We start from the raw sequence: 23,903 nt of genomic DNA on the forward strand, positions 1-23,903 counted from the left end.
TCAGCCTGAAGCGGCAGTTGCTTAAGTCATAAATTAAAAAAAAGCCCCAAAAATGTGGGGCTTTTTTATTGCCTGATAAAATGATCTTCGATTTCCTGAATCAGTGTATTAATTTGCTCAGGATGTTCCAGACGATGATGGCCGCCATCAACTGCCTGAATTTGCATATAGTCTTCAAGTTGTGTCTGAACCGCATGCATATCCAGAATTTCATCGCCCAGCTCCAGATAGGCAAACTGAGGAATATCATGCTGTAAATCGTGATGCCCAATCGGCGGATAATCATCGCGGAAGTTAGGCTGCAAAATGGGATTGGCCACTACACATGGAATTTGATACGCTTGTGACATTTTCAGTGCCCAATAACCGCCAAGACTGTGGCCGACCAGAATATCCGGTTTGATGGTTTCAATCATCTCATGATAAAACTCGGTGACCGAACTATAACTCAGATTTCGATAATCGACATCGATACAGTATTTATGTACCACATCAATGGCATGGAACTTGGTGGATTCTCTGGAGGAATCTAAGCCATGTAAAAACAAAATCTTAGACATAGTTCATTACTCATTTTTATGGGACATGCCATATTGGTTATTTGTTGATTGGCACATCATCTTCAATCTGAGCGTCATTGTAGAACGTCTGGGTGTACAAGGCAGTTAGCTATTGGTCTAAGCCACAATTTTGCAGTGCAATGATTTTGTATAACCCCTGTCTGATTTAAACTTTAATCCCAACTGAGAGCAGCGGGGTGCTGCAAAAGGTTGAAGAAAGGCAATTTAAAAGAGTGACAGAAGGGCTCAACCGAATGGTGTAAATAGCAGGATAGTGGATTTTTCCAAAGAAAAGCCGGTTCCTGAGAGTGTTTGCGCTACGATTTGAGAAGGATTTCTGCTATTCTATGCAACTTCTATTTTTTAACTAATCTTATTCGAGGCAGAGATGACGCAAACTAACGCTCAATCGACTTCTGAACAAATCATTTCCGAAAACGATTTAATTGCACAGCGTCATGCCAAGTTAAAGCAAATCGAAGCTCAGGCACAAGAAACAGGTAAGAGCCCATGGCCGAATACCTTTAAGCGTGAGCATTATGCCCAGGATTTACAAGACCAGTTCGCTGATAAATCTAAAGAAGAAATTGAAGCAGGCGAAAAGGTCTACGTCAAAGTTGCCGGTCGTGTAATGTTGAACCGTGGTTCATTTATCGTGATCCAGGACATGACAGGTCGTATCCAGCTTTATGTTGCGCGTAAAGAACTCGCTGAAGATGTACTGGCTACCATTAAAGGTCTGGACCTTGGCGATATCATTGCAGTCGAAGGTTATATCGGTCGTTCGGGTAAAGGCGATTTGTATGTACATATCGAACATTTTGAATTACTGACCAAATCATTGCGTCCACTTCCAAACAAGTTCCATGGTCTGAACGATACTGAAGTGAAGTATCGTAAACGTTATCTTGACCTGATCGTTAATGAAGAAACACGTAAAACTTTTGAAATTCGTGCCAAAGTTGTGGCGGGTATCCGTGCCTTCCTGACTGAAAAGCGCTATATGGAAGTTGAAACGCCAATGATGCATGTGATTCCAGGTGGTGCATCAGCACGTCCTTTTGAAACACATCACAATGCACTGGACATGTCATTGTTCTTGCGTATTGCGCCAGAGCTCTACTTAAAGCGTTTGGTAGTCGGTGGTTTTGAACGTGTGTTTGAAATTAACCGTAACTTCCGTAACGAAGGTGTTTCTACCCGTCATAACCCTGAATTCACCATGATTGAATTCTACCAGGCGTATGCAGATTACAAAGACTTGATGGAATTGACCGAGCAAATGCTAGAGCGTCTGGCGATTGATATCTTGGGTACGACTGACGTGCCTTATGGCGATGAAGTGTATAGCTTCAAAGGGCCATTCAAGAAAATTTCAATGTTCGATGCGATTCTGGAAAATAACCCGCAATTTACTCCTGAAAATGTCAATGACCGTGAGTTCCTGGCAAAATTCCTTCAGGAAGAATTGAAAGAGCAAGTGAAGCCAGGTTTTGGTCTGGGCAAACTGCAAACTATGGTATTTGAAGAAACCGTAGAAACCAAATTGCGTCAACCGACGTTCATTACTGAATATCCAGCGGAAACTTCTCCATTGGCACGCCGTAATGATCACAATCCACACATTACCGACCGTTTTGAATTCTTCATCGGTGGCCGTGAGTTGGCAAATGGCTTCTCGGAATTAAATGATCCAATCGATCAGGCTGAACGATTCCAGGCACAGGTTGCTGAAAAAGATGCTGGTGATGATGAAGCTATGCATTACGATGCAGACTTTGTAGAAGCATTGGAATACGGTCTTCCTCCAACAGCAGGTGAGGGTATTGGTATTGACCGTCTGGTGATGATCTTTGCCAATGCAGCAAGTATCCGCGATGTGATCTTGTTCCCGCATATGCGTCATAAAAATGCTTAAATGCTGAATTCAAAATAACCCACCATTGTGTGGGTTATTTTTTATCGATACATCTGAAAGCTTGAGTAAAAAACAACAGTTTAATCGTTGAAAATTAACATAGGAGCGATTAAGGTGAAGCAGAAAATAAACTTGAGAATATTCATCCCATGTTGCTAAAAAAAAACATTATTGAGTGTGTTGCTGACTACGCTTGCTCTTCCTGCTTTTGCTCAGGGCCTGGTTCTAAATGATGCAAATTTGCGTACTGACCTGAACTGGTTAAACCAGCAAGGGGTTATTCAAATCAGTACCTCAACCTGGCCGCTGAGTGGGGATGAAATTCAACGAGCCTTAACAAATGCGCAGATCAGCAATACTGTACAGCAGCGTGTAATCGATTCGGTTCTGGCTAAACTAAAGGCAGATAATCAACTGCTAAAATTGGGTGTATTTGCAGAAACCGATCAAAAAAATATTCCACAGACTTTCGGGGATCAGCAAAAAGCACAATATCAGGCAGCTTTAGAGTTTAATGCTGGCAGTACGAATTGGGATGCCAAAATCAGGGTGAATGCTGAAAAAGATCCACAAATTGATAATGATCAGGATGTAAATCTCGAAGGTTCTTATCTGGCGGGGAAACTTTGGAATCAATGGTTGATTGCTGGGCAGATTCCAACTTACTGGGGCCCAAGCCATGATGGCAGCTTGATGCGTGGTGATGCCAGTCGTCCAGTCTATGGCTTTACAGTTCAACGTGCAGAACAGACAGCATTTGAAAATAAATGGTTATCTTGGATTGGGCCGTGGCAATATCAGGCTTTTGCCGGTCAACTCGATGACTATAGCGCAGTTCCAGACGCCAAATTGATTGGTTTGCGTGTTACAGCACAGCCTTTACCTTATTTAGAGCTTGGTGCCTCGCGTGCGATTCAGTGGGGTGGTGAAGGACGACCTGAAAGTTTAAGTTCGCTGTGGGATGCTTTTGTAGGTAGTAAAGATAATGGGGGTACAGGTGAACCAGACCCATCTAACCAGATTGCCGGTTTCGATGCGCGGTTAAATTTATTTTCTCTTACCCAAATTCCGGTGGGTCTATATGCTCAATATGTAGGAGAAGATGAGGCTGGGGGCTTACCTGCAAAAAAAATGTATTTGGCTAGAATCGACTATTCTGCTAGTTTGAGAAATATGCCATACTAAGTTTATGCAGAATGGGCAGATACGCGGACTAATGGCAAGGTTCAAGGCATTTCCTACAACCATACGAATTATACAGACGGTTTTTATCAGCATGGTTATCCTCTAGCACATGCTTTAGGTGGCGATGCGCAGATGATTTCCGTGGGTGAAGACATTCGTATTGATTTTATGAACCGCTTATCGGGTCGTATACTTTTTGCTGATGTGAATCAATCGGAACGAGCCGCCGTTAATAATGCTGCTTTTGCTTTTAATGATGAGATTAAAGCACTGGATTTGACCTGGTCACATTATATCCGTCCAGAAATGCCGCTTAAAATTAATGCATGGGTCGGTGATTCAAAGGTAAATGGTCGAGATAGCGGAGTTTCTTTAGGTATCGAAATACCATTAGAAAAAGGCTTGTTCAGTTATTAATTCTTAGCCATGATTAAATCCTGCTTAAACGCAGGATTTTTTTAGCATTTTGAAAAACTATAAACAAAAAAAACGCAATGATTGGGGTTGTCATTGCGTAGAAAAAGGAATGTCTTTCAAACTACTTCATTAACTGTGGAGAGAGTTAAATCTGATTCCTTACTGAATATGACCATAATAGGATGCATTCTCATATGACTCATCAGTATTCATGTTAATACATGTTAAATAAGGTTAAAACTATGAAGATTATGTGGGGATATTTGCATCATTTTTGCGCAATTATAGTTTAAATAAAAAAGCCCTTCATCAGAAGAGCTTTTCAAAGCAATTTTATATTTAGAAATGGAATACGCCGAGGCCAGATTTAACTTCATCCAGTGTCGCCTGGGTAATATCGCGACATTTATCCGTACCAGTTTTTAGAATATCCATGATGTAATCCGGATCTTTAGCCAGTTCAATACGACGCTCACGAATTGGACCGATCAATTCTTTTAAAATGCTTTCCAGACGTTTTTTCACTGTACCATCGCCTAAACCACCACGACGATAATGGGCTTTAAGTTCTTCCAGCTCTTCTTTATTTGGATCGAAGGCATCTAGATAGGTGAATACCACGTTGCCTTCGACCTGACCTGGATCTTCAATACGTAAGTGATTCGGATCGGTATACATGGCATTGACGGCTTTCTTAATATCTTTATCTGTTGCATCTAGCACAATGGTATTGCCCAAAGATTTCGACATTTTTGCTTTACCATCAAAACCAGGTAGGCGACCAACATTGGAAAGTAGTGCCTTACATTCTGGTAACAGGTCATGACCAATTTGACGGTTTAAACGACGCACGATTTCGTTGGTCTGTTCGATCATTGGAATCTGATCTTCACCCACAGGAACTACAGTGGCCTTGAATGCCGTAATGTCAGCAGCTTGAGCCACCGGGTAGCACAAGAAACCGGCTGGAATATCACGCTCAAAACCACGCATCTGGATTTCAGATTTGATCGTTGGGTTACGCTCAAGACGTGAAACCGTCACGAAATTGAGGTAAAGCATGGTCAGTTCATTTAGTGCTGGCAGGCATGACTGCACACAAATTGTGGTTTTAGTTGGATCAATACCGACAGCCAGATAATCCGTCGCCACTTCAATAATGTTACGACGTACTTTTTCAAAATTGTCCGCATTATCGGTCAGGGCTTGAGCATCGGCGAGTAACAAGTGTTGATGGTGAGAATCTTGCAGACCTACACGAGAGCGTAATGAACCCACAAAGTGGCCGAGGTGGAGTTGTCCGGTAGGACGGTCGCCCGTCAAGATCACTGGACGATTATCTTGATTACTCATTATCTATTCCAAAGGGTAGTCAGTACTACAGCTGTATTTTAACGAATGGCAACATTGTACGGCATTCTGTTTTTGATTGTCAGCCAGAAAAAAAGCTGTCGTAAAAAAATCTTATAAATTAAACAAGTGAATACAATATTTTTAAGAATTTTGATTAAACTATCTGGAAAGAAGATAAGGATAATAAGTATGGCGAGCAGTTTATTACTATTATTAGATGATATTGCTACTGTTCTGGATGATGTCGCTGTCATGAGCAAAATGGCAGCAAAAAAAACAGCAGGCGTCCTTGGTGATGATCTGGCTTTAAATGCGCAGCAAGTGACAGGTGTGCGGGCTGATCGTGAATTACCGGTGGTCTGGAAAGTTGCCAAAGGTTCTTTTGTTAATAAACTGATTTTGGTGCCGCTGGCATTATTAATCAGCTTTATTGCAGGCTGGCTGATTAATCCCTTGTTGGTGCTGGGTGGTTTGTTCCTATGTTATGAAGGCGTGGAAAAAATTATTCATACCTTGCATACACCGAAGGCCAAGGACGCGGAACAGGCGCGTGAGCAATTGATTCATACAGAAATGGATTTGCACCAGTTTGAAAATGAAAAAGTCAAAGGTGCTATTCGCACTGACTTTATCCTGTCTGCTGAAATTATCGTGATTACTTTGGGAACGGTCGCCGCAGCCTCGATGCTGACCAAAGTGACTGTTTTAAGCCTGATCGCGGTGGTGATGACCATTGGTGTTTATGGTTTTGTTGCGCTGATTGTCAAACTGGATGATATCGGTCTGCATCTGACTGAACAGCAGTCCGATTTTAAACAAAAAATAGGACGTGGCTTGTTGGCATTTGCCCCGATCTTAATGAAAATTCTCTCCATTGTTGGGACCGCTGCGATGTTTCTGGTGGGCGGTGGAATTATTAACCATGCAATTCCTTTTATTCATCACTTTACTGAAGACAGTGTTGCTTATGTGCAGGATATTCCCAGCATTGGCAACATTGTCGGTGCCGTAACACCGACCTTGATTAATTTCGCAGTAGGAATTTTAGCGGGTCTGCTGGTCATGCTGGTCATCAGCCTGATTAAGAAAATCTGGCCTAAATCATCAAAAGCTTAAGGTGTGGAAATATCTGGATATTAAGCAGATTAAGAAAAGGAAAAGACTATGCGTTGGAAAGGTCGTCGTGTCAGTAGCAATGTAGAAGACCGTCGTGGTGGTGGTGCCAAAGCTGGCGGAATCAGTATTGTTGGATTGATTGTGGCCTTTGTGGCCTGGAAGTTTTTCGGTGTCGATCCACAACAGGCTTATCAAACCACCAAGCAGGTCACTCAGGGGGTATCGGGTGCGGCAGAAACACGTGGCCTGGAAAATCCCACGCCAGAACAGCAGGAGTCGATTGATTTTGTTGGAACTGTATTGGCAGATACTGAAGATACCTGGAATCAGGTGTTTCAGCAGCAGTTAAATCAGCAGTATGTCCCACCGAAACTGGTGTTGTTTAACGGCATCGTGAATTCTGGTTGTGGTACTGCTCAGGCGGCGATGGGGCCTTTCTACTGCCCGACAGACCAGAAAGTGTATATCGATACTGCATTCTTTAAAGATATGCGTACCCAAATGGGCATTACCGGAGAACAGAATGCCACCGAACTTTCCCGCAATGATCAGGCGGGGGATTTTGCGCTGGCCTATGTCGTGGCCCATGAAGTGGGGCATCATATCCAGACGATTTTAGGTATTTCTTCTCAAGTACAGCAAGCACGTCAGCAAGCAAGCGAAGTGCAAAGTAATCAGCTTTCAGTGCGTCAGGAATTGCAGGCAGACTGTCTGGCCGGCGTTTGGGCTTACCATAATCATGAACGTACCCAATTTCTGGAACAGGGTGATGTGCAGGAAGCGATGGATGCCGCCCATAAAATTGGCGATGATTATTTACAGAAACGTGCTCGCGGGCAGGTGGTGCCGGACAGCTTTACCCATGGCAGCAGCGCGCAGCGGGTACAATGGTTTAACACCGGCTTGAAATCCGGTCAAGTTGCGAATTGTGATACCTTTAATCAAAATATTTAAATGACTTCGATAAAAAAAAGGAGCAGATGCTCCTTTTTTTATTTATGCAGAAAACGCCGGAAGTTTCTTAATATCTTGATACTGACAAATAATGCAGCCAAAGCAAACAGTGCAATTGCAAAGACTGTATATTTGAGGTTGCTAATGTCATTTTGATAAAACTGCTGAATTTCTTGTTTGTTATATTCTAAAGCAGTTGCTTTGCCGGTTCGGCTATCTCTGAACTGGATTTTTTCAATATAGAACAGATTTCCCGCTTTGATTAAGTCAACAGTCTGGATTTGACGGGTATGCGATTGATTGTCTTCATCGCTACATAAAGCGCTGTAATGTTCACAGTTGATTTTGGCCACATAACCATTTCCTGCAATCAGAATAAAAATTGCATTGTCTGGTCGCTGGTTATTGGACACCAATACATACTGTTCGCCGGCTGTACTTTTTAAGGGAATGCTGGTGGCTTGCTGATAATGCTGTTCTGCTTGCAGAATTTCCTGAATTTTAGCAAAGCAGGTAAAACATAAGGACAACGTGATCAGAAAAATCACGCTGGCAAAACAGAGACGAAAAATGGTTTTGACAGTTTGATGCATGGGAGAAAAATTCAAAATAGAATAATGGGAAAGCAAAAGCCGAGTGCTGATCTGTATGTTAAATCATCATTCGAAAATACTGAAAAGAAACTTAACTCAATTCGATAAAAAAGCGGACTAAACTTGTTTTGCCAGAATACCTTGCTATTTAAATCTCTATTTTAACAACGCCTCTCGGCGCATAGTGCTCCATATCGCCCGATTTTAGGAAACCGAATGGGAAATTTCTTTTTTCTTCAGCTACTCACGGTGGTCTTTGCTCTGTCTATTGCCACGACCATGTTTAATAAGCGCGTTTTAGGCTTTCCGCAAGCGATCGGTGTCCCTATTGTCTCTGCAATCTTTGTTTTCATTTTGCAGTGGGGCGCCAGTTTACTGCATGGTAATCCATTCTTTAGCATCAATATTGACAATATCGAGCAGGCTGTTCGTCACGTCGATTTCTATGATTTTCTGATCAATGGTGTGATCTGTTTTATCCTGACTTCATCTGCGCTGAAGTTTAAGGTCTCAGATTTGCGTAACCACTGGCGGCCGATCAGTATTTTGGCTGGTCTGGCTTTGGTGTTCTGTGCAGTGTTCTTTGGTGTGGTGTTGTATGGTTATCAGTTCCTGATTGGTAAACATGTTGACCTGCTGGTTTTGCTCTTGCTAGGGGCGGCCTTGGGCGCCACAGATCCGATCGGCATCAAAGGCGTATTGAGTTCGGTTCGCGCACCGCATCATTTGATTGTCAAGCTTGAAGGCGAATCACTGTTTAATGATGCAATGTGTATTGCCTTATTTATGACCTTGCTCAATGTTCTGCAAGGTGAAAACTTTACGGTACTGGCAGTGCTGCAAACCTTGCTTTATGAAATTGTCGTGGCGGTGCTGATTGGTCTCGGATTCGGTTTTGCGATCTTGCGGATTTTGCGCGGTAAGCATGAAATGGAATCTCTGATTTTGACCACGGCCTTGCTGGCTTGTGGTTCCTATCTGGTGGCTTTGCTGGCACATGCTTCCGCGCCAATTGCCTGTGTGATTGGTGGTTTGATTGTTGGCAATAAATGGAAAGAAATCCTGGCAGATGCTGAAATTGGTGACGTTAATCATTTCTGGCATACGGTTGAGGGAATTATCAATTCATTCCTGTTTACCCTGATTGGTCTAGAATTGTTTATTCTGGACTTGAGTACCAGTCTGGTTCTGGGCGGAATGGTGGCTTTTGTGATTCTACATCTGGCCCGTTTTGCAGCCAACTATCTGGCCTTTGCCATGTTCCCAAAAGTCAGCAAGAAAAGCTATAACGGCAGTTTGACCATCCTGTCTTGGGGCGGAGTACGGGGCGGGATTTCTTTGGCCTTAATTCTGGCGGTCGCCAATGTTCCTCAGCTGGAAGCCTATAGCAGTATTCTGGTGGGCTATACCTTTATTGTAGTGCTATTGTCCGGTGTGGTATGTGGCTTGGGCCTGCCTGCGGTGATGAATGCGTTTTATTATAATCCCAATGAAGAGACGCAGGGCTTTAAAGGCTGGTATCAACGCATGTGTCATAAAATGAATCGTAAGGGTTTTCGCTATATTGTTGGAGAAGATGCCAAAGGAAATGAGGCTATTACTATCTTTCAGCCAGAGATTCTGATTGATCAGAAAGATGCAGATGGCGTCGCCACGGTGCATCATCCAGATAAGGTTCAGGAAGTAAAACGACTGGAAAATCCGGATAATTTCTAAAGTTAAAACTTAGAATCTCAATATGCTATGGATTTGTTGTTAGTGAGCTGAGATCGCTTGGGTTAGCGTATTTCATCAGGCTTGATTATTTTCATCTAGCTTTTTGTGGATAGGTTGAGGTGTGATCTTTTATTTAAATGAGCTATTAATGAGATGAAAATGACCCAGACAAGTTCAGCCAATCAGGAAATGACAGAAATGATTTTGGCTGTGGTCAATCAGATTCCATATGCCAAAGTCGCCACTTACGGACAGATTGCCAGACTGGCAGGTTTACCCAAACATGCGCGATTGGTCGGGCGAGTATTAAGTCATCTAGATTCGGACACTAATATTCCCTGGTATCGGGTGATCAATGCACAAGCGAAAATCAGTCTGAAGCAACTGGACGAACATGGCCAGAATATCCAGCAGCAAAAACTTATGCAGGAAGGAATTTGTTTTAGAGGTGATCGAGTGGATTTAAAACGCTATCAATGGGATGGTCTGGTCGAGGTATAAAAAAATCCCCACTTGGTGAAAAGTGGGGATTTTGAAGGTAATTTAGTTGCGAATCACCATCACTGGGATATCCGCTTGGCCGAGAATGCTTTGCGCTACGCTGCCAAGGAACAGTTTTTTGAAGCCAGTACGGCCATGAGAACCAATCACGATCAGGTCAGAATTTAAATCTTTAGCTGCTTTGACAATCTCGCTATAAATTACCTGACCCTCAAGGAGCTGTGTATCCACTTCAACACCGGCACCGGAGAATTTTGCTTTGGCTTCATCCAGCGTTTTCAGGATAGAAGTGCGGGCACGTTCAATCAGGTCATTGGTTTGTGCCGCAGAGATATATTCCGCAGCGATATAAGGGTCCAGCGCCAACACTTGAACCACTGTGACTTTACTGTTAAATGCTTTGGCAATTTCTACAGCTTTATCTACTGCAGCATACGATGTTTCTGAACCGTCAACAGGTACTAAAATATGTTCAAAAGGCATTAGAATTCTCCTAAGGGGAATTTAGAGTTATAAAATTATGACGCGTTAAACCGGGTACGAATAGTTGTTTATACTTTGATCATAGCCTGTATTGTATAAAAATAAAACCAAGTAAATACATAGGTATAATGTCTAATAGATTAAAGAATCAAGCATCTGTTTAGAGCTATTGAACCGAGTTATTTATTTAGCCTAAGTTGATAATTTATATGTAATTAATGAGCTTAGTCAAAATGGCGGTCAATCACATCGAATAGATGTCGGGTCTAATTTTATTTGCGGTGACAGCTGTTCATAGCGATTTAAAATTGTTTGAATTTCACCTGCATAAATTTTTTGCTGTAGCTGCCGGATTTTATGTTCTGTTAAATGTAAATGCGCACAGTGTAATGCAATCTGATTTTCCCCGGTTACCGCCAGTCGTTGAGTCTGCTCATATTCCGGATAGCGCTCGATTTTCTGCTGTGCTCTGCTGAGTTGTGCTAAAGACCTTTTCTGCTGCATGCTCATCAATTGCTGCTGATTAATCCACTGTGCCACATCACGTCTGACGCCATTATAATCTACGAAAATAGGCGAGATGATCTGGCAGGCACTCAGGCTTGAAAGGCCAATGAGTAAAATAAATATTTTGATTTTATACATGTAATGAATTCTCGAAGAATTAAATACTGCTATGAATGCGTGAATTACATACTAAAAAAAGCTTTTTTGTTTAAAATTTAAAAGTTTATTCCATATTTGCATAAAGACTGAACATTTGTGTTTTAAAATGCTTGACGATAGAAGCTGAAATTACGATAATGCGCACACAGTTTACGGCTATGTAGCTCAGTTGGTTAGAGCACCGCACTCATAATGCGGGGGTCACAAGTTCAAGTCTCGTCATAGCCACCATTTTAAAAGACCAAGCTCTCAGCTTGGTCTCTTTTTTTGTCTTTTAAAAAGCACTGTAAACCATCAAAAATATTTGAAGCATCCACTAATTTTTAGTTTCCACAAAACATTATTTTTCCTTCTTGATGTTGGGGCTATTTTTCATTCTACTGCCGCATAAAAAAATCGCCCAAGCATTCCTTGGGCGATTCTGATTTACATCATTGAGAGCAGAATTTAGCTACCTGCTTTCCAGCCATTCACAATTGGATAACGACGCTCACGGCCATAAGAGCGTGAGCTGATACGTGGTCCAATGGCACCTTGGCGGCGCTTGTACTCATTGATATCAACCAGACGAATCACTTTTTTCACGACTTCAGCATCAAAGCCTTTGGCAATGATATCGTCTTGACTCATATCTTCTTCAATATAAGAGTACAAGATCGCATCCAGAATGTCATAGGCAGGTAAAGAGTCTTGATCGACCTGATCTGGACGCAGTTCTGCTGAAGGTGGACGGGTAATCACACGTTCCGGAATCACTGGAGTTTCTGAAATGCTGTTACGATATTTCGCCAGTTCAAACACAATGGTTTTATACACATCTTTCAGAACTGCATAACCACCGACCATATCGCCATACAGGGTGCAATAACCGACAGCTAGTTCAGACTTATTACCGGTTGCCAGCACCAGATTACCGAATTTGTTAGATAGGGCCATCAATAAGGTGCCCCGTGAACGTGCTTGCAGGTTTTCCTCGGTAGCATCGACTGGAGCGTTGCCAAAGAACGGGAATAGCACCTGCATAAAGCCGCTTACCACTGGATTGATTTCGGCAATACCGAAAGTCACGCCCATATTTTTGGCTTGAGCCGCTGCATCTTCCACACTGATTTGTGCGGTATAGGTATAAGGCATCATCACAGCTTGAACTTTGTCTGCGCCAAGCGCATCTACAGCAATCGCTAGGGTCAGGGCAGAGTCAATGCCGCCAGACAGTCCCAGAATCACACCTGGGAAGCCAGAACGCTGTACATAATCACGTGTAGCCATGACCAGGCTTTGATAAATCTCAGCCATGGTGTCTAAAGCAGGTGCAATTGCACCTTTGCTGAATTGCAGTTGTTCAGCATTAAATTCTGCAATTGCCAGATTTTCCTGGAAAGTTGGTGCCTGTAAAGCCACCTCGCCAGATTTGTTGAGCACAAAACTGGTACCGTCAAAGATCAGATCATCTTGGCCACCGACCTGGTTACAGTACACCAGATTGATATTTAGCTGTTTGACCAAGGCCGCCATGGTTTCAATGCGATGTTGTGGTTTACCCACTTCATATGGCGATGCATTTAGTACCAAAGCTGTGTCGATATTCAATTTTGCCAGTTGCTGAACAGTGGCTAAAGACCAGACATCTTCACAGATCAGTACGCCAAATTTATGTCCAAGATACTCAAAAACCAGATGCTGATGACCTTCGCCAAAATAACGCTTTTCATCAAATACGCCATAGTTTGGCAACACTTGCTTGTTATAAACACCCAGTACTTCGCCATCTTTCATGACAGCAGCCGAGTTATAACGCTGACCATCTTCAGTTTGATTAACAAAACCAAAGACCATGACAATATCTTTTACTTCAGTCAGTTTTTCAAAAGCCGCTTTGGTGCGTTTCACCAGGCTCGGGCGAATTAATAAGTCTTCTGCAGGGTAGCCCAGCGTTGAAAGTTCAGGAAAGATAATCAGATCCGCTTTATCTTTTTTAGCCTGATTGGCCAGATCAATCATTTTTTGCGTATTTGCATCCAGATTGCCCACATGTGGAGAGAATTGAGCAATCGCAATTTTAAAACTTTTCATTCCAAGTAAATCCTATTCCTATAGGTTGATACACTAAATTACTGATTTTTATAATTCTAATTATTCAGTTGAGTGCACTTCGATATTCATAAAATGCCAAATGGCTTAAATAAAAAAACTTTTTATCGCATGATCATTGAATCTTAATCTGCGATGCAAAATAATCATACCTGCCTATTTTATCGAAATTTTATCGATAAGCTAGAGTTGATTTAGCAGAACAGGCATTGAGTGAAAAAAGTTATTATATAAAATTAGAAAATATGCTGATTTTTTATGCATCTAGGCTTATGTAGATTTAAAGACTGAAATCTAAATTTTGGCTTTTAAAATATGCCTTAGCTATATTGTTTGGAATTAAACTGATTAAATATCATCTGTTTATTTTTGGATTTAAAATAATATTCGGAATTTTTTTTAGAAAAATATCCCGGGCAATATCGCCTTGTTGTTCAATATTGTAGGTTGAAAATGATTTGTTGGGATTAAATTGATATTTGTACGGATTATATTTTCCCAAGCTGAGAAAATAAGCACTTTGTAAAAATGCCCCTTTTAAAAGCACATTGATCTGACATTGGTGTTGATAAATATGCGCCATCTCATGAATAAATAGTGCCTGATAAGATAAACTCTCGCGCGAATAATCTTCCCGATAATTTAAATTGCGTACATGGATGTAGCCACTGGGGGCCATAATGACATGTTTGGATTGCCAGGGCAGGTAGGGGTGATTCATGATTTTAACGCGAGAATAATCGATCAGGTTGCCAAATACCTGTTGGGAAATTTTGATTTCACCAGGCGTTAGACTGCGGCACTTAAACTGTTCAAAACGAACCAGTCTTAAAATAAAGGGCAGAAAATACAACAGCATTCAATATGCATCCTGTTTTTAGGTGACTTAGTTCGTGAATATGATTTTGATATGCTAATTTTAAAACGTTTCAGGTCAATTTTTTGTAGGCTTTTGTCAGCACTAAAAAAAACCACCCGGGAGGGTGGCTTTTTTTAAGTCTTTCGACGCGGTTCGAATTAACGAACGATATCGCGTTGAACTTCGCCAGTGTAAAGCTGACGAGGACGACCGATCTTGTAAGGACCGCTGTGCATTTCTAACCAGTGGCTGATCCAGCCAACAGTACGTGCAAGCGCGAAGATTACAGTAAACATTTCAGTCGGGATACCAATCGCTTTAAGGATGATACCTGAGTAGAAGTCTACGTTCGGGTAAAGGTTACGCTTGATGAAGTATTCGTCAGAAAGCGCGATACGTTCAAGTTCCATAGCCAATGCAAGCTGTGGATCATTGATGCCAAGTGCACCAAGAACTTCGTCACAAGTTTCTTTCATTACTTTCGCACGTGGATCGAAGTTTTTGTAAACTCGGTGACCGAAGCCCATTAGTTTAACTTCTTTAGTTTTTACTTTTTCCATGAAGCCAGCAACGTTTTCTACAGTGCCGATTTCGTCAAGCATCTTAAGAACAGCTTCGTTCGCGCCGCCGTGAGCAGGGCCCCAAAGTGCAGAGATACCAGCAGCGATACATGCATACGGATTCGCACCGGTAGAACCAGCTAAACGTACTGTAGACGTAGACGCATTTTGTTCGTGGTCAGCATGAAGCGTGAAGATACGGTCCATTGCTTTTGCAAGAATTGGATCAACTTTATAATCACGGTCTGCAGGAGTAGCAAACATCATGTGCAGGAAGTTTTCTGCATAACCAAGGTCGTTACGTGGGTAAACGAATGGTTGACCGATGGTGTACTTGTAGCTCCAAGCCGCCAGCGTAGGAATCTTCGCGATTAAACGAATTGCAGTGATTTCACGGTGGTTCACATCTTCGATGTCAAGGTTGTTGTGATAGAACGCAGACAACGCACCAACCACACCGACCATGATCGCCATAGGATGCGCATCACGACGGAAACCATTGTAGAAACGGCTAACTTGATCGTGAACCATTGTATGGTTACGTACTTTAGCGTCAAATTCTTCTTTTTGCTCAGCAGTTGGAAGTTCGCCATTTAACAATAAATAGCAAGTTTCCAAGTAATCAGCTTTAGTCGCCAATTGATCGATTGGGTAGCCACGGTGTAAAAGTACACCTTTGTTGCCATCGATGAACGTGATTTTAGACTCGCACGCAGCTGTCGCCATAAAACCAGGATCAAAAGTAAAGTGACCTGCAGCCAACACATCTTTAACGTCGATTACATCTGGGCCCAATGTGCCGCTGTAAATTGGTAGTTCAATTTCTTTGCCATCAAGCTGTAAAACGGCTTTCTTGCCAGTTGCTTCAGACATTCAATAGATCTCCTGTCCTGGTGAATGTATATCCGCTTTGTCTATCAATCTTTTAATGCACAAAACGGACGGATCAAAAATTTGCTATAAGATTAGTGAGTACTGAAATTTTGTCAATTATACTTATGGATGAAAAAATGACGGCCGCACAGCGGTTTAGTCATATTCGCTCAGTATAAAAAGTTCAGTAAAATCACAGCATCAAACCTCTATAATAAGTCAAATTGATGCAGAGGTGCAGAAAAAAATAGACTGCTTGGGGCATTTGTAAGCGTTTTTTCCTAGCAAGAAATGCGGGTGAAAATGGTGAAAGATTAAGGTGAGCATGCTTAAAACTATATAAATCTCATAACTTACATCGTTTTTACCAAGTTGAATTTCAGAGGTAGAATTATAAATAAAAGCAATTAATTGAATTTTGAATCCGGTTCAATTGATTAAAAAGTAGCTTAATAAATGGCCAACTTTGCAGCAAAGGGAGGCAGTATAAAAATAAATGAATGATTTTTTGAATCTAAATGCTTCAAATTGATTGAAAAACCCATCATCTGATGCACTAAGTCGCTATTTAACATCAGGTTATCTGAATCACTGCGCTGCTGCTGAATTGGGGCAAGTGGTCTGTTAAATATAGGCGCTTGATTTAAATCTGAATTAAAAAGAGATTTAAATAATATTTGTGATGGAACTGTGCGTCTTTAGTCTAAAACTCAAACATGGTCCTGCAGGCTTAAAACCGAGTGAATTGATCATCTTAATTATTTAAAAACAATCATATAGATAGGAATTGAAAGGGCGGAATAATATATTAAGCCCGACTTATTGTTGTTAATGATTCTTATTTAATAGTTTTTTATCCAAAAAGCCAAATTCAGCCGTTTGTATTTTAATAGTTCACGTTTTATAATTCAGTGTCGTTTTGATTTTAGGCATGTATTTGCCTAAGAATGCCAGCTTTCCTTCGAATTAATTCCAACAAACTCCGGATGGAGTTTTTACTTACAGGATGCCCGCTGTGAAAAGCAACAGACCTGTCAATTTGTCCATGGGTCAAGTTTTAGAAGTAAACTTAAAATCACCCGTGGCTATTGCATCAATTCTACACCGTCTTTCAGGTGTTATCGTATTCTTACTCGTACCGGTCCTTCTATGGATTTTAGACAAGTCATTGTCTTCGCCTGAAGGTTTTGCGCAAGTTCAAGAAATCTTTAACGGTTTCATTGTTCGTTTCATTGTATGGGTATTTGTCGCCGGCTTGATTTTTCACTTTATTGCGGGTGTTAAGCATTTACTTGCTGACATTGGCGTTGCTGAAGAACTAGAAAGTGGCCGTGTTGCATCTACTATCGCATTAATCTTGTCTGCAATCGGTATTGTTGCAGCATTTGTATGGATCGTACTCTAATGAAAAGCGCTACTGGTTTAACAGGTTCAGGTTCTCGCGATTGGTTTCTCCAACGTGTCAGTGCTGTAGTTCTAGCTGTTTATACCGTTGTTGTACTGGGTTGGATTCTACTGAATGGTGGTTTCAACTTTGAACAGTGGTACGGCTTTATGATGACAGTTCCAATGAAGATCATGTCTTTGTTGGCGGTCTTATCTCTTGTTGCACACGCATGGATCGGCATGTGGCAGGTATTCACGGATTATGTGACTACTCGTCAAATGGGTCCTTCAGCTTCAGGTTTACGCCTTGTACTGACTTCAGCAGTGATCATTGCTGTACTTGCATATGCAATCTGGGCGATCCAGATTTTTTGGGCGAATTGATAGGAAACAATCATGGGCGCTATAAACCCTAAAGAAGATTACACAAATATTCCGCATGAAACTTTCGATGCTGTCATCGTTGGTGGTGGTGGTTCAGGTATGCGTGCGTCTTACCAACTTGCTCAAGCTGGTTTGAAAGTTGCGGTTCTTACTAAAGTATTCCCAACTCGTTCGCACACTGTTGCAGCGCAGGGTGGTATTGGTGCATCTCTTGGTAACATGCAAGAAGATAACTGGCACTACCACTTCTACGACACTGTAAAAGGTTCGGACTGGTTAGGTGACCAAGACGCAATCGAGTTCATGACTCGTGAAGCGCCTCAAGTGGTTTATGAACTTGAACATCTAGGTATGCCATTTGACCGTAATGCTGACGGTACAATTTACCAGCGTCCATTCGGTGGTCACTCAGCAAACTACGGTGAAAAAGCTGTGCCACGTGCATGCGCTGCTGCCGATCGTACCGGTCACGCACTTCTTCACACGCTTTATCAAAGCAACGTGAAAATGGGCACTCAATTCTTCGTTGAATGGATTGCGCTTGACCTGATCCGTAACGAAAAAGGCGACGTTCTTGGTGTTACAGCAATTGATCAGGAAACTGGTAAAATTGCAGTATTCCAAGCAAAAGCGACTTTGTTCGCTACTGGTGGTGCTGGTCGTGTGTACCGTGCATCTACAAATGCTTATATCAACACTGGTGACGGTCTTGGTATGGCTGCTCGTGCAGGTATTCCATTACAAGATATGGAATTCTGGCAATTCCACCCAACGGGTGTTGCGGGCGCAGGCGTATTGTTGACTGAAGGTTGTCGTGGTGAAGGTGCAATCCTTCGTAACAAAGACGGCGAACCGTTCATGGAACGTTATGCACCAACTTTGAAAGACTTGGCGCCACGTGACTTCGTATCACGTTCTATGGACCAAGAGATCAAAGAAGGTCGTGGTTGTGGTCCTAAAGGCGATTACATCCTGCTTGATATGACGCACTTGGGTGCTGACACGATCATGAAACGTCTTCCATCTGTATTCGAGATTGGTAAGAAATTCGCGAACGTTGACATCACTAAAGAGCCAATTCCTGTAGTACCAACAATTCATTACCAAATGGGTGGTATTCCAACGAATATTCATGGTCAAGTGGTTGTTCCTGAGTCTCGTGAAACTGAAGCGCTTGTTGCTAACTACAATAAAGACACCGACGTTTACTCTACAAATGCCGAAGGTCGTGACTTTGCTAAGCCAGTAAAAGGCTTCTATGCAATCGGTGAATGTTCATGTGTATCTGTACACGGTGCGAACCGTCTAGGTACGAACTCATTGCTTGACTTGGTTGTATTTGGTAAGGCTGCTGGTCAACATATCATTGAATATGTGACTAAACAGCACGATGGCGAATATGAGCCACTTCCAACAACTGTGCTTCAAGAAACTGTTGAACGTATTCGTAAACTTGACGAATCGACTACAGGTGAGAATGCTCAAGACGTTGCTGATGCAATCCGTGACATCGTTCAAGACCACGCTGGTGTATTCCGTACATCTGCGCTTCTAGACGAAGGTGTGAAACAGATTCTTGCAATTGAACCGCGCGTACGCAACATTCACTTGAAAGACAAATCTAAAGTATTCAACACTGCACGTATTGAAGCACTTGAAGTTGAAAACTTGTATGAAGTTGCGAAAGCAACGCTTATTTCAGCTGCTGCTCGTAAAGAATGCCGTGGTGCACATACGGTTGTAGACTTTGAAGAGTCTCCAGACCATGCTGAATACCCATATGGTCGTCGTGATGATGAGTGGATGAAGCACACTTTATGGTTCTCTGCGGACAACCGTCTAGAGTACAAGCCAGTTCGTTACCGTCCATTGTCGGTTGACGCGATTCCACCTAAACCACGTACATTCTAATCAGGAGAATTCAGATGAGTAGAGGTACTCGTACATTTCATATCTACCGCTACGATCCTGACAAGGATAAAGCACCGTACATGCAAACTTTCAAACTTGAGCTGACTGACAAGCACCGTATGTTGCTTGACGCACTTCTTGCGTTGAAAGTACAGGACGAGACTTTAACGTTCCGTCGTTCGTGCCGTGAAGGTATTTGTGGTTCTGATGGCGTGAATATCAATGGTAAAAACGGTTTGGCGTGTCTTTGGAACCTGAACGATTTACCAAATGAAATTACTGTTCGTCCATTGCCTGGTCTTCCTGTAGTGAAAGACTTGGTGGTTGACATGAACCAGTTCTATGATCAGTACAACAAGATCCATCCATTCTTGATCAACAACCAACCTGCGCCTCCTAAGGAACGTTTACAGTCTCCTGAAGAGCGTGAGCATCTTGATGGTCTGTATGAATGTATTCTATGTGCATGCTGTTCAACTTCATGCCCGTCATTCTGGTGGAACCCGGACAAGTTCTTGGGTCCTTCAGCATTGTTGAACGCTTACCGCTTCATCATTGACTCGCGTGATACGGGAACACAAGAGCGTTTGGCTCGTCTAGACGACCCGTTCTCATTGTTCCGTTGTAAAGGCATCATGAACTGTGTATCTGTATGTCCTAAAGGCTTGAACCCAACTAAAGCAATCGGTCACATCCGTAATATGCTTTTAGATATGGCAGGCTAATAGGCTGCTCTTCGCAGTTTAGAAAAAAGCACACCTTCAGGTGTGCTTTTTTTATGCAAATTATTGGAAAAATTAAAAAATCATAAGATAAAAACAAAGATACTATACTTAAAATGTATAAAGTTGAGTGAAACAGTCAGGAAAAGGGTAATGGCTTTGAGCGCCATATAAGAAGAACATGTGATTATTTTGGGTATTTATGATTTTTAGATGTAAAACTGACCTGAAAAATAGCAAGAACGATGTTATTATATAACGGAAATTTAAGGAGGGAGTGGATTGAAAGGTTTGCTCTCTTTTTATTTATCGGAAATGCTTAGGACTTAAGTCTACATTGAATCTATTTTTGAGATAAAGCACCATATATTAGAGTAAAATATCTGAACTGTATTTAGCCAATTTATGGAAGGTATGTGTCAAAAAAATCAATTGAAAAGTTGAGAACATGTTAGCATTTAGCCCATGACTATGTTTAAAAAATGCCACGCCAGGTACATTTTTTAAACACTGCATAATCAGGGACTGGTATATAAAAGGTAGACCCGAGTCGCTTTAGAAAAAATCTTTGTTAATTCTTGCTTTTTTCTAAGTCGATTTGCAAAAAATTGCCCGGTTTCGATCGGGTATTCAATGAGTGATGATGCCGCTGAGGGGCGTTATTGTTCATTAAACATATCAAGATTTTCTTGGTGTGGTGATAACGCCTCATGGCTTATGCCTTATGGGGGACTAGTATCATATTACCAATTTGATGCTAATAATCCTGGGTTTTGCTTAAAAAGCATCCTGAAAATGTTTTTGCAATAGGAAATGGGTCCACAAATGCAAGAAGTTGCTGACGCTCTGCGTCTTGACACTGAACTTTCCGCTGATAGTGCAGCGTATATTGAAGAACTTTATGAGCAGTATCTGACTGCTCCAGACTCAGTGGGTGCTGACTGGAGAGCGTACTTCGATAAATTCCCAAAAGGTGATCAACCACACAGTAATGTACGTGAGCAATTCCTACTTTTAGGTCGCAATTCAAGCCGTATTCAGCCTATTGTTCAGTCGACAGTCAGCTCAGAGCATGAACGTCGTCAAATTGGCGTGCTACAGCTGATTGCTGCGTACCGTAACCGTGGCCACCAGAAAGCAAAACTGGATCCATTAGGTTTGGCGAAGCGTGAAGTTGTGCCTGATCTAGATCTTGCTGCGCATGGTTTGACTCAGTCTGACTTAGACACAGTATTCAATACTGGTAACCTGGCGATCGGTAAAGAAGAAGCGACTTTGGTTGAAATGGTTCAGTCAATGGAAGCCACTTACTGTGGTTCAATCGGTGCTGAATACATGCACATCGTGGACACCAAAGAAAAACGTTGGATTCAACAACGTCTAGAAAGTGCACGCGGTCAATATGGCTTCAATGCTGATCAAAAGAAACATGTCCTTGAGCGTTTAACTGCGGCTGAAGGCCTAGAAAAATATCTTGGTAATAAATTCGTTGGTGCCAAACGTTTCGGCGTTGAAGGTGGTGAAGCATTCATCCCGATGGTCAACGAAATTATTCAGCGTGCAGGTTCTGTAGGCTGTAAAGAAGTTGTGATCGGTATGCCTCACCGCGGCCGTTTAAACCTTCTTGTTAACATCATGGGTAAGAACCCGGCTGACCTGTTTGGTGAGTTCGAAGGTAAATCTATTCACAAGAAAGGTTCTGGTGACGTTAAGTATCACCAAGGCTTCTCTTCAAACGTGATGACTCCAGGTGGCGAAGTTCACTTGGCATTGGCGTTTAACCCGTCACACCTTGAAATCGTTGGCCCTGTGGTTGAAGGTTCAGTACGTGCACGTCAAGTACGTCGTAAAGACATTGGCGGCGATGACGTATTGCCACTAATCGTACATGGTGATGCTGCATTTGCAGGTCAGGGCGTCAACCAGGAAACTTTCCAGATGTCACAAACTCGCGGTTATACCGTGGGTGGTACAGTGCACATTGTGATTAACAACCAGGTTGGTTTCACGACGTCTGATCCACGTGACGCGCGTTCTACAGAATACTGTACTGACATCGCAAAAATGATTCAGGCACCGATCTTCCATGTCAATGGTGATGATCCTGAAGCTGTGGTGTTCATTTCACAACTGGCACATGACTTCCGTCATACGTTCCGTAAAGATGTTGTGATTGACATGTTCTGCTACCGTCGTCGTGGTCATAACGAAGCGGATGAGCCAGCTGCAACTCAACCAATGATGTATCAAGTGATTAACAAGAAAGCGACTACGCGTACGCTTTATGCTGATCAGCTGGTACAACAGGGTGTTCTTGATCGCGCAAGTGCAGATCAAATGGTTGAAAATTACCGTGCAGACCTGGAAGCGGGTAATCACGTTGCCAATGCACTGGTACTTGAACCAAACAAAAAAATGTTTGTGGACTGGACGCCTTACTTAGGTCATGAGTACACAGACGAGTGGGATACAACTTTCCCAATCGAACGTCTGAAAGAGCTTGGCAAGAAAATGCGTGAGCTTCCTGAAGGCTTCGTGATGCAGCGTCAAGTTGCTAAAGTGATCGATGATCGTCTGAAAATGCAAACGGGCGAAATGCCACTGAACTGGGGTGCTGCTGAAACTCTAGCGTATGCAACTGTACTAGATGATGGTTACTTGCTTCGTTTAACAGGTGAAGATGTAGGTCGTGGTACTTTCTCACACCGTCATGCAAAACTGCATAATCAGGTAGATGGTTCAACTTATCTTCCACTGTGTAACCTGAAAGAAAACCAGCCGCGTACTGCAATCTATGACTCTTTGTTGTCAGAAATGGCTGTATTGGCATTTGAATATGGTTATGCGACGACTCTTCCTAAGAGTTTGATCATCTGGGAAGCGCAATTCGGTGACTTTGCAAACTGTGCACAGGTTGTAATTGACCAGTTCATCTCATCTGGTGAAACCAAATGGGAGCGTGTATGTGGCTTAACCATGCTTCTTCCACACGGTTTTGAAGGTCAAGGTCCAGAGCATTCATCTGCACGTTTGGAACGTTTCTTGCAGCTATGTGCTGAAGACAACATGCAAGTCATCACACCGACCACGCCTGCGCAGATTTTCCACGCATTACGTCGTCAAGCGATTCGTCCAATCCGTAAGCCATTGATTGTTACTTCGCCGAAATCTTTACTTCGTCACAAGCTTGCTGTATCTAGCCTTGAAGAGCTTGCAAACGGTACATTCCAAACCGTGATTGATGAAGTAGACAACATCAACAAGTCAGATGTAACCCGTCTGGTTCTGTGTGGTGGTAAGGTGTATTACGACCTAGTTGAAAAACGTCGTGAAAAAGAATTGAACAACACTGCAATTGTACGTATTGAACAATTATATCCATACCCAGAAAAACGCCTGGCAGAAGTGCTTGCGCAATATCCAAACGTTAAAGAACTTGTTTGGGCGCAAGAAGAACCGAAGAACCAAGGCGCTTGGTTGTTCATCGCACCGCGTCTATATGACGACGTGATGAAAGCGGGTAAACAAGTACGTATTAGCTATGCAGGCCGTGAAGCTTCTGCTGCACCGGCATGTGGTTCACCATATTTGCATGCAAAACAACAAGCTCAGCTCATCAACGACGCGCTTGCGATCGACGCTGAATAATCCAGGA

Annotated in this window: 18 protein-coding genes, 1 tRNA gene and 1 pseudogene; 12 read left to right on the forward strand and 8 right to left on the reverse strand. The window is 42.4% G+C overall.

The features are described from left to right. Nucleotides 1-65 precede the first annotated feature (65 nt). Nucleotides 66-560 carry a YqiA/YcfP family alpha/beta fold hydrolase gene (locus tag ACP7AK_RS09255; protein WP_004279417.1) on the reverse strand — a complete coding sequence of 165 codons (495 nt, stop codon included), beginning with the start codon at nt 558-560 and terminating at the stop codon, nt 66-68. A 388-nt stretch (nt 561-948) separates the two neighbouring features. Here ACP7AK_RS09255 and lysS point away from each other — a divergent pair, with 388 nt between their 5' ends. Both lysS and ACP7AK_RS09265 read left to right on the forward strand, forming a co-directional pair. After that, on the forward strand, nt 949-2,478 hold the full coding sequence (lysS, locus tag ACP7AK_RS09260; protein WP_425879706.1) for a lysine--tRNA ligase: 1,530 nt from the start codon (nt 949-951) through the stop codon (nt 2,476-2,478). 180 nt (nt 2,479-2,658) lie between these two features. Continuing rightward, a pseudogene (locus ACP7AK_RS09265) lies at nt 2,659-4,080 on the forward strand (capsule assembly Wzi family protein). Between the two features lie 339 nt (nt 4,081-4,419). Here ACP7AK_RS09265 and trpS read toward each other — a convergent pair. Beyond that, nucleotides 4,420-5,433, reverse strand: coding sequence for a tryptophan--tRNA ligase (trpS, locus tag ACP7AK_RS09270; protein ID WP_004279419.1), 1,014 nt, complete (start codon nt 5,431-5,433; stop codon nt 4,420-4,422). A 189-nt stretch (nt 5,434-5,622) separates the two neighbouring features. Between trpS and ACP7AK_RS09275 the strand changes: the two genes are divergently transcribed. Further along, nucleotides 5,623-6,549 carry a DUF808 domain-containing protein gene (locus ACP7AK_RS09275; protein WP_004646278.1) on the forward strand — a complete coding sequence of 309 codons (927 nt, stop codon included), beginning with the start codon at nt 5,623-5,625 and terminating at the stop codon, nt 6,547-6,549. Between the two features lie 48 nt (nt 6,550-6,597). Further along, the gene (gene ypfJ / locus ACP7AK_RS09280; RefSeq protein ID WP_004279421.1) at nt 6,598-7,503 is read left to right on the forward strand and encodes a KPN_02809 family neutral zinc metallopeptidase; all 906 of its coding nucleotides are present in this window, start codon (nt 6,598-6,600) and stop codon (nt 7,501-7,503) included. Nucleotides 7,504-7,541: 38 nt separating this feature from the next. Here ypfJ and ACP7AK_RS09285 read toward each other — a convergent pair whose 3' ends face one another. Then, a complete protein-coding gene (locus ACP7AK_RS09285; protein ID WP_005246964.1) occupies nt 7,542-8,096 on the reverse strand; it encodes a hypothetical protein in 555 nt (184 codons plus the stop codon). A gap of 216 nt (nt 8,097-8,312) precedes the next feature. Between ACP7AK_RS09285 and ACP7AK_RS09290 the strand changes: the two genes are divergently transcribed. Together ACP7AK_RS09290 and ACP7AK_RS09295 are read left to right on the forward strand one after the other, a co-directional pair. Then, entirely contained in the window at nt 8,313-9,812 is a 1,500-nt protein-coding gene (locus ACP7AK_RS09290) for a cation:proton antiporter (RefSeq protein ID WP_425879709.1), read from the forward strand. Between the two features lie 159 nt (nt 9,813-9,971). Continuing rightward, complete coding sequence (locus ACP7AK_RS09295; RefSeq protein WP_425879711.1) at nt 9,972-10,313, forward strand: MGMT family protein; 342 nt, start codon at nt 9,972-9,974, stop codon at nt 10,311-10,313. A gap of 42 nt (nt 10,314-10,355) precedes the next feature. Here the strand turns inward: ACP7AK_RS09295 and ACP7AK_RS09300 are convergent, their stop codons facing one another. Further along, on the reverse strand, nt 10,356-10,796 hold the full coding sequence (locus tag ACP7AK_RS09300) for a universal stress protein (RefSeq protein WP_004279425.1): 441 nt from the start codon (nt 10,794-10,796) through the stop codon (nt 10,356-10,358). A gap of 240 nt (nt 10,797-11,036) precedes the next feature. Next, on the reverse strand, nt 11,037-11,441 hold the full coding sequence (locus ACP7AK_RS09305) for a hypothetical protein (RefSeq protein ID WP_425879714.1): 405 nt from the start codon (nt 11,439-11,441) through the stop codon (nt 11,037-11,039). A gap of 175 nt (nt 11,442-11,616) precedes the next feature. On the opposite strand from ACP7AK_RS09305, the gene ACP7AK_RS09310 reads away from it, so the two are divergent. Continuing rightward, nucleotides 11,617-11,693, forward strand: a tRNA-Met gene (locus ACP7AK_RS09310). A gap of 216 nt (nt 11,694-11,909) precedes the next feature. Here ACP7AK_RS09310 and ACP7AK_RS09315 read toward each other — a convergent pair. The 3 genes from ACP7AK_RS09315 to gltA form a co-directional block, all read right to left on the reverse strand. After that, the gene (locus tag ACP7AK_RS09315) at nt 11,910-13,535 is read right to left on the reverse strand and encodes an NAD+ synthase (RefSeq protein ID WP_004730268.1); all 1,626 of its coding nucleotides are present in this window, start codon (nt 13,533-13,535) and stop codon (nt 11,910-11,912) included. Between the two features lie 373 nt (nt 13,536-13,908). Further along, nucleotides 13,909-14,412: a hypothetical protein gene (locus tag ACP7AK_RS09320; protein WP_004279428.1), complete on the reverse strand. Its 504-nt coding sequence runs from the start codon at nt 14,410-14,412 to the stop codon at nt 13,909-13,911. A gap of 158 nt (nt 14,413-14,570) precedes the next feature. Continuing rightward, the gene (gene gltA, locus ACP7AK_RS09325; protein ID WP_004279429.1) at nt 14,571-15,845 is read right to left on the reverse strand and encodes a citrate synthase; all 1,275 of its coding nucleotides are present in this window, start codon (nt 15,843-15,845) and stop codon (nt 14,571-14,573) included. Between the two features lie 1,006 nt (nt 15,846-16,851). On the opposite strand from gltA, the gene sdhC reads away from it, so the two are divergent. The 5 genes from sdhC to ACP7AK_RS09350 all read left to right on the forward strand — a co-directional run bounded on the left by sdhC (nt 16,852) and on the right by ACP7AK_RS09350 (nt 23,896). After that, a complete protein-coding gene (sdhC, locus tag ACP7AK_RS09330) occupies nt 16,852-17,250 on the forward strand; it encodes a succinate dehydrogenase, cytochrome b556 subunit (RefSeq protein WP_085064488.1) in 399 nt (132 codons plus the stop codon). Further along, nucleotides 17,250-17,615, forward strand: coding sequence for a succinate dehydrogenase, hydrophobic membrane anchor protein (gene sdhD, locus ACP7AK_RS09335; RefSeq protein WP_004279431.1), 366 nt, complete (start codon nt 17,250-17,252; stop codon nt 17,613-17,615). The genes sdhC and sdhD overlap by 1 nt, the downstream gene beginning before the upstream one ends. Nucleotides 17,616-17,627: 12 nt before the next feature. Next, nucleotides 17,628-19,526, forward strand: a complete 1,899-nt coding sequence (locus ACP7AK_RS09340; protein ID WP_004646289.1) for an FAD-binding protein — start codon at nt 17,628-17,630, stop codon at nt 19,524-19,526. A gap of 14 nt (nt 19,527-19,540) precedes the next feature. Continuing rightward, the gene (locus ACP7AK_RS09345) at nt 19,541-20,251 is read left to right on the forward strand and encodes a succinate dehydrogenase iron-sulfur subunit (RefSeq protein ID WP_004279433.1); all 711 of its coding nucleotides are present in this window, start codon (nt 19,541-19,543) and stop codon (nt 20,249-20,251) included. 822 nt (nt 20,252-21,073) lie between these two features. After that, entirely contained in the window at nt 21,074-23,896 is a 2,823-nt protein-coding gene (locus tag ACP7AK_RS09350; protein ID WP_425879719.1) for a 2-oxoglutarate dehydrogenase E1 component, read from the forward strand. The last annotated feature ends 7 nt before the right edge of the window (nt 23,897-23,903 follow it).

The organism is Acinetobacter sp. TWP2-2-3 (genome assembly GCF_049896445.1).
In the GTDB taxonomy this organism is placed as follows: Bacteria; Pseudomonadota; Gammaproteobacteria; order Pseudomonadales; family Moraxellaceae; genus Acinetobacter.

What these genes read in the sequence shown, in the direction of transcription:
- ACP7AK_RS09255 (WP_004279417.1), bottom strand. Translation starts at nt 560, where the DNA reads ATGTCTAAGATTTTGTTTTTACATGGCTTAGATTCCTCCAGAGAATCC.
- lysS (WP_425879706.1), top strand. Translation starts at nt 949, where the DNA reads ATGACGCAAACTAACGCTCAATCGACTTCTGAACAAATCATTTCCGAA.
- trpS (WP_004279419.1), bottom strand. Translation starts at nt 5,433, where the DNA reads ATGAGTAATCAAGATAATCGTCCAGTGATCTTGACGGGCGACCGTCCT.
- ACP7AK_RS09275 (WP_004646278.1), top strand. Translation starts at nt 5,623, where the DNA reads ATGGCGAGCAGTTTATTACTATTATTAGATGATATTGCTACTGTTCTG.
- ypfJ (WP_004279421.1), top strand. Translation starts at nt 6,598, where the DNA reads ATGCGTTGGAAAGGTCGTCGTGTCAGTAGCAATGTAGAAGACCGTCGT.
- ACP7AK_RS09285 (WP_005246964.1), bottom strand. Translation starts at nt 8,096, where the DNA reads ATGCATCAAACTGTCAAAACCATTTTTCGTCTCTGTTTTGCCAGCGTG.
- ACP7AK_RS09290 (WP_425879709.1), top strand. Translation starts at nt 8,313, where the DNA reads ATGGGAAATTTCTTTTTTCTTCAGCTACTCACGGTGGTCTTTGCTCTG.
- ACP7AK_RS09295 (WP_425879711.1), top strand. Translation starts at nt 9,972, where the DNA reads ATGACCCAGACAAGTTCAGCCAATCAGGAAATGACAGAAATGATTTTG.
- ACP7AK_RS09300 (WP_004279425.1), bottom strand. Translation starts at nt 10,796, where the DNA reads ATGCCTTTTGAACATATTTTAGTACCTGTTGACGGTTCAGAAACATCG.
- ACP7AK_RS09305 (WP_425879714.1), bottom strand. Translation starts at nt 11,441, where the DNA reads ATGTATAAAATCAAAATATTTATTTTACTCATTGGCCTTTCAAGCCTG.
- ACP7AK_RS09315 (WP_004730268.1), bottom strand. Translation starts at nt 13,535, where the DNA reads ATGAAAAGTTTTAAAATTGCGATTGCTCAATTCTCTCCACATGTGGGC.
- ACP7AK_RS09320 (WP_004279428.1), bottom strand. Translation starts at nt 14,412, where the DNA reads ATGCTGTTGTATTTTCTGCCCTTTATTTTAAGACTGGTTCGTTTTGAA.
- gltA (WP_004279429.1), bottom strand. Translation starts at nt 15,845, where the DNA reads ATGTCTGAAGCAACTGGCAAGAAAGCCGTTTTACAGCTTGATGGCAAA.
- sdhC (WP_085064488.1), top strand. Translation starts at nt 16,852, where the DNA reads ATGCCCGCTGTGAAAAGCAACAGACCTGTCAATTTGTCCATGGGTCAA.
- sdhD (WP_004279431.1), top strand. Translation starts at nt 17,250, where the DNA reads ATGAAAAGCGCTACTGGTTTAACAGGTTCAGGTTCTCGCGATTGGTTT.
- ACP7AK_RS09340 (WP_004646289.1), top strand. Translation starts at nt 17,628, where the DNA reads ATGGGCGCTATAAACCCTAAAGAAGATTACACAAATATTCCGCATGAA.
- ACP7AK_RS09345 (WP_004279433.1), top strand. Translation starts at nt 19,541, where the DNA reads ATGAGTAGAGGTACTCGTACATTTCATATCTACCGCTACGATCCTGAC.
- ACP7AK_RS09350 (WP_425879719.1), top strand. Translation starts at nt 21,074, where the DNA reads ATGCAAGAAGTTGCTGACGCTCTGCGTCTTGACACTGAACTTTCCGCT.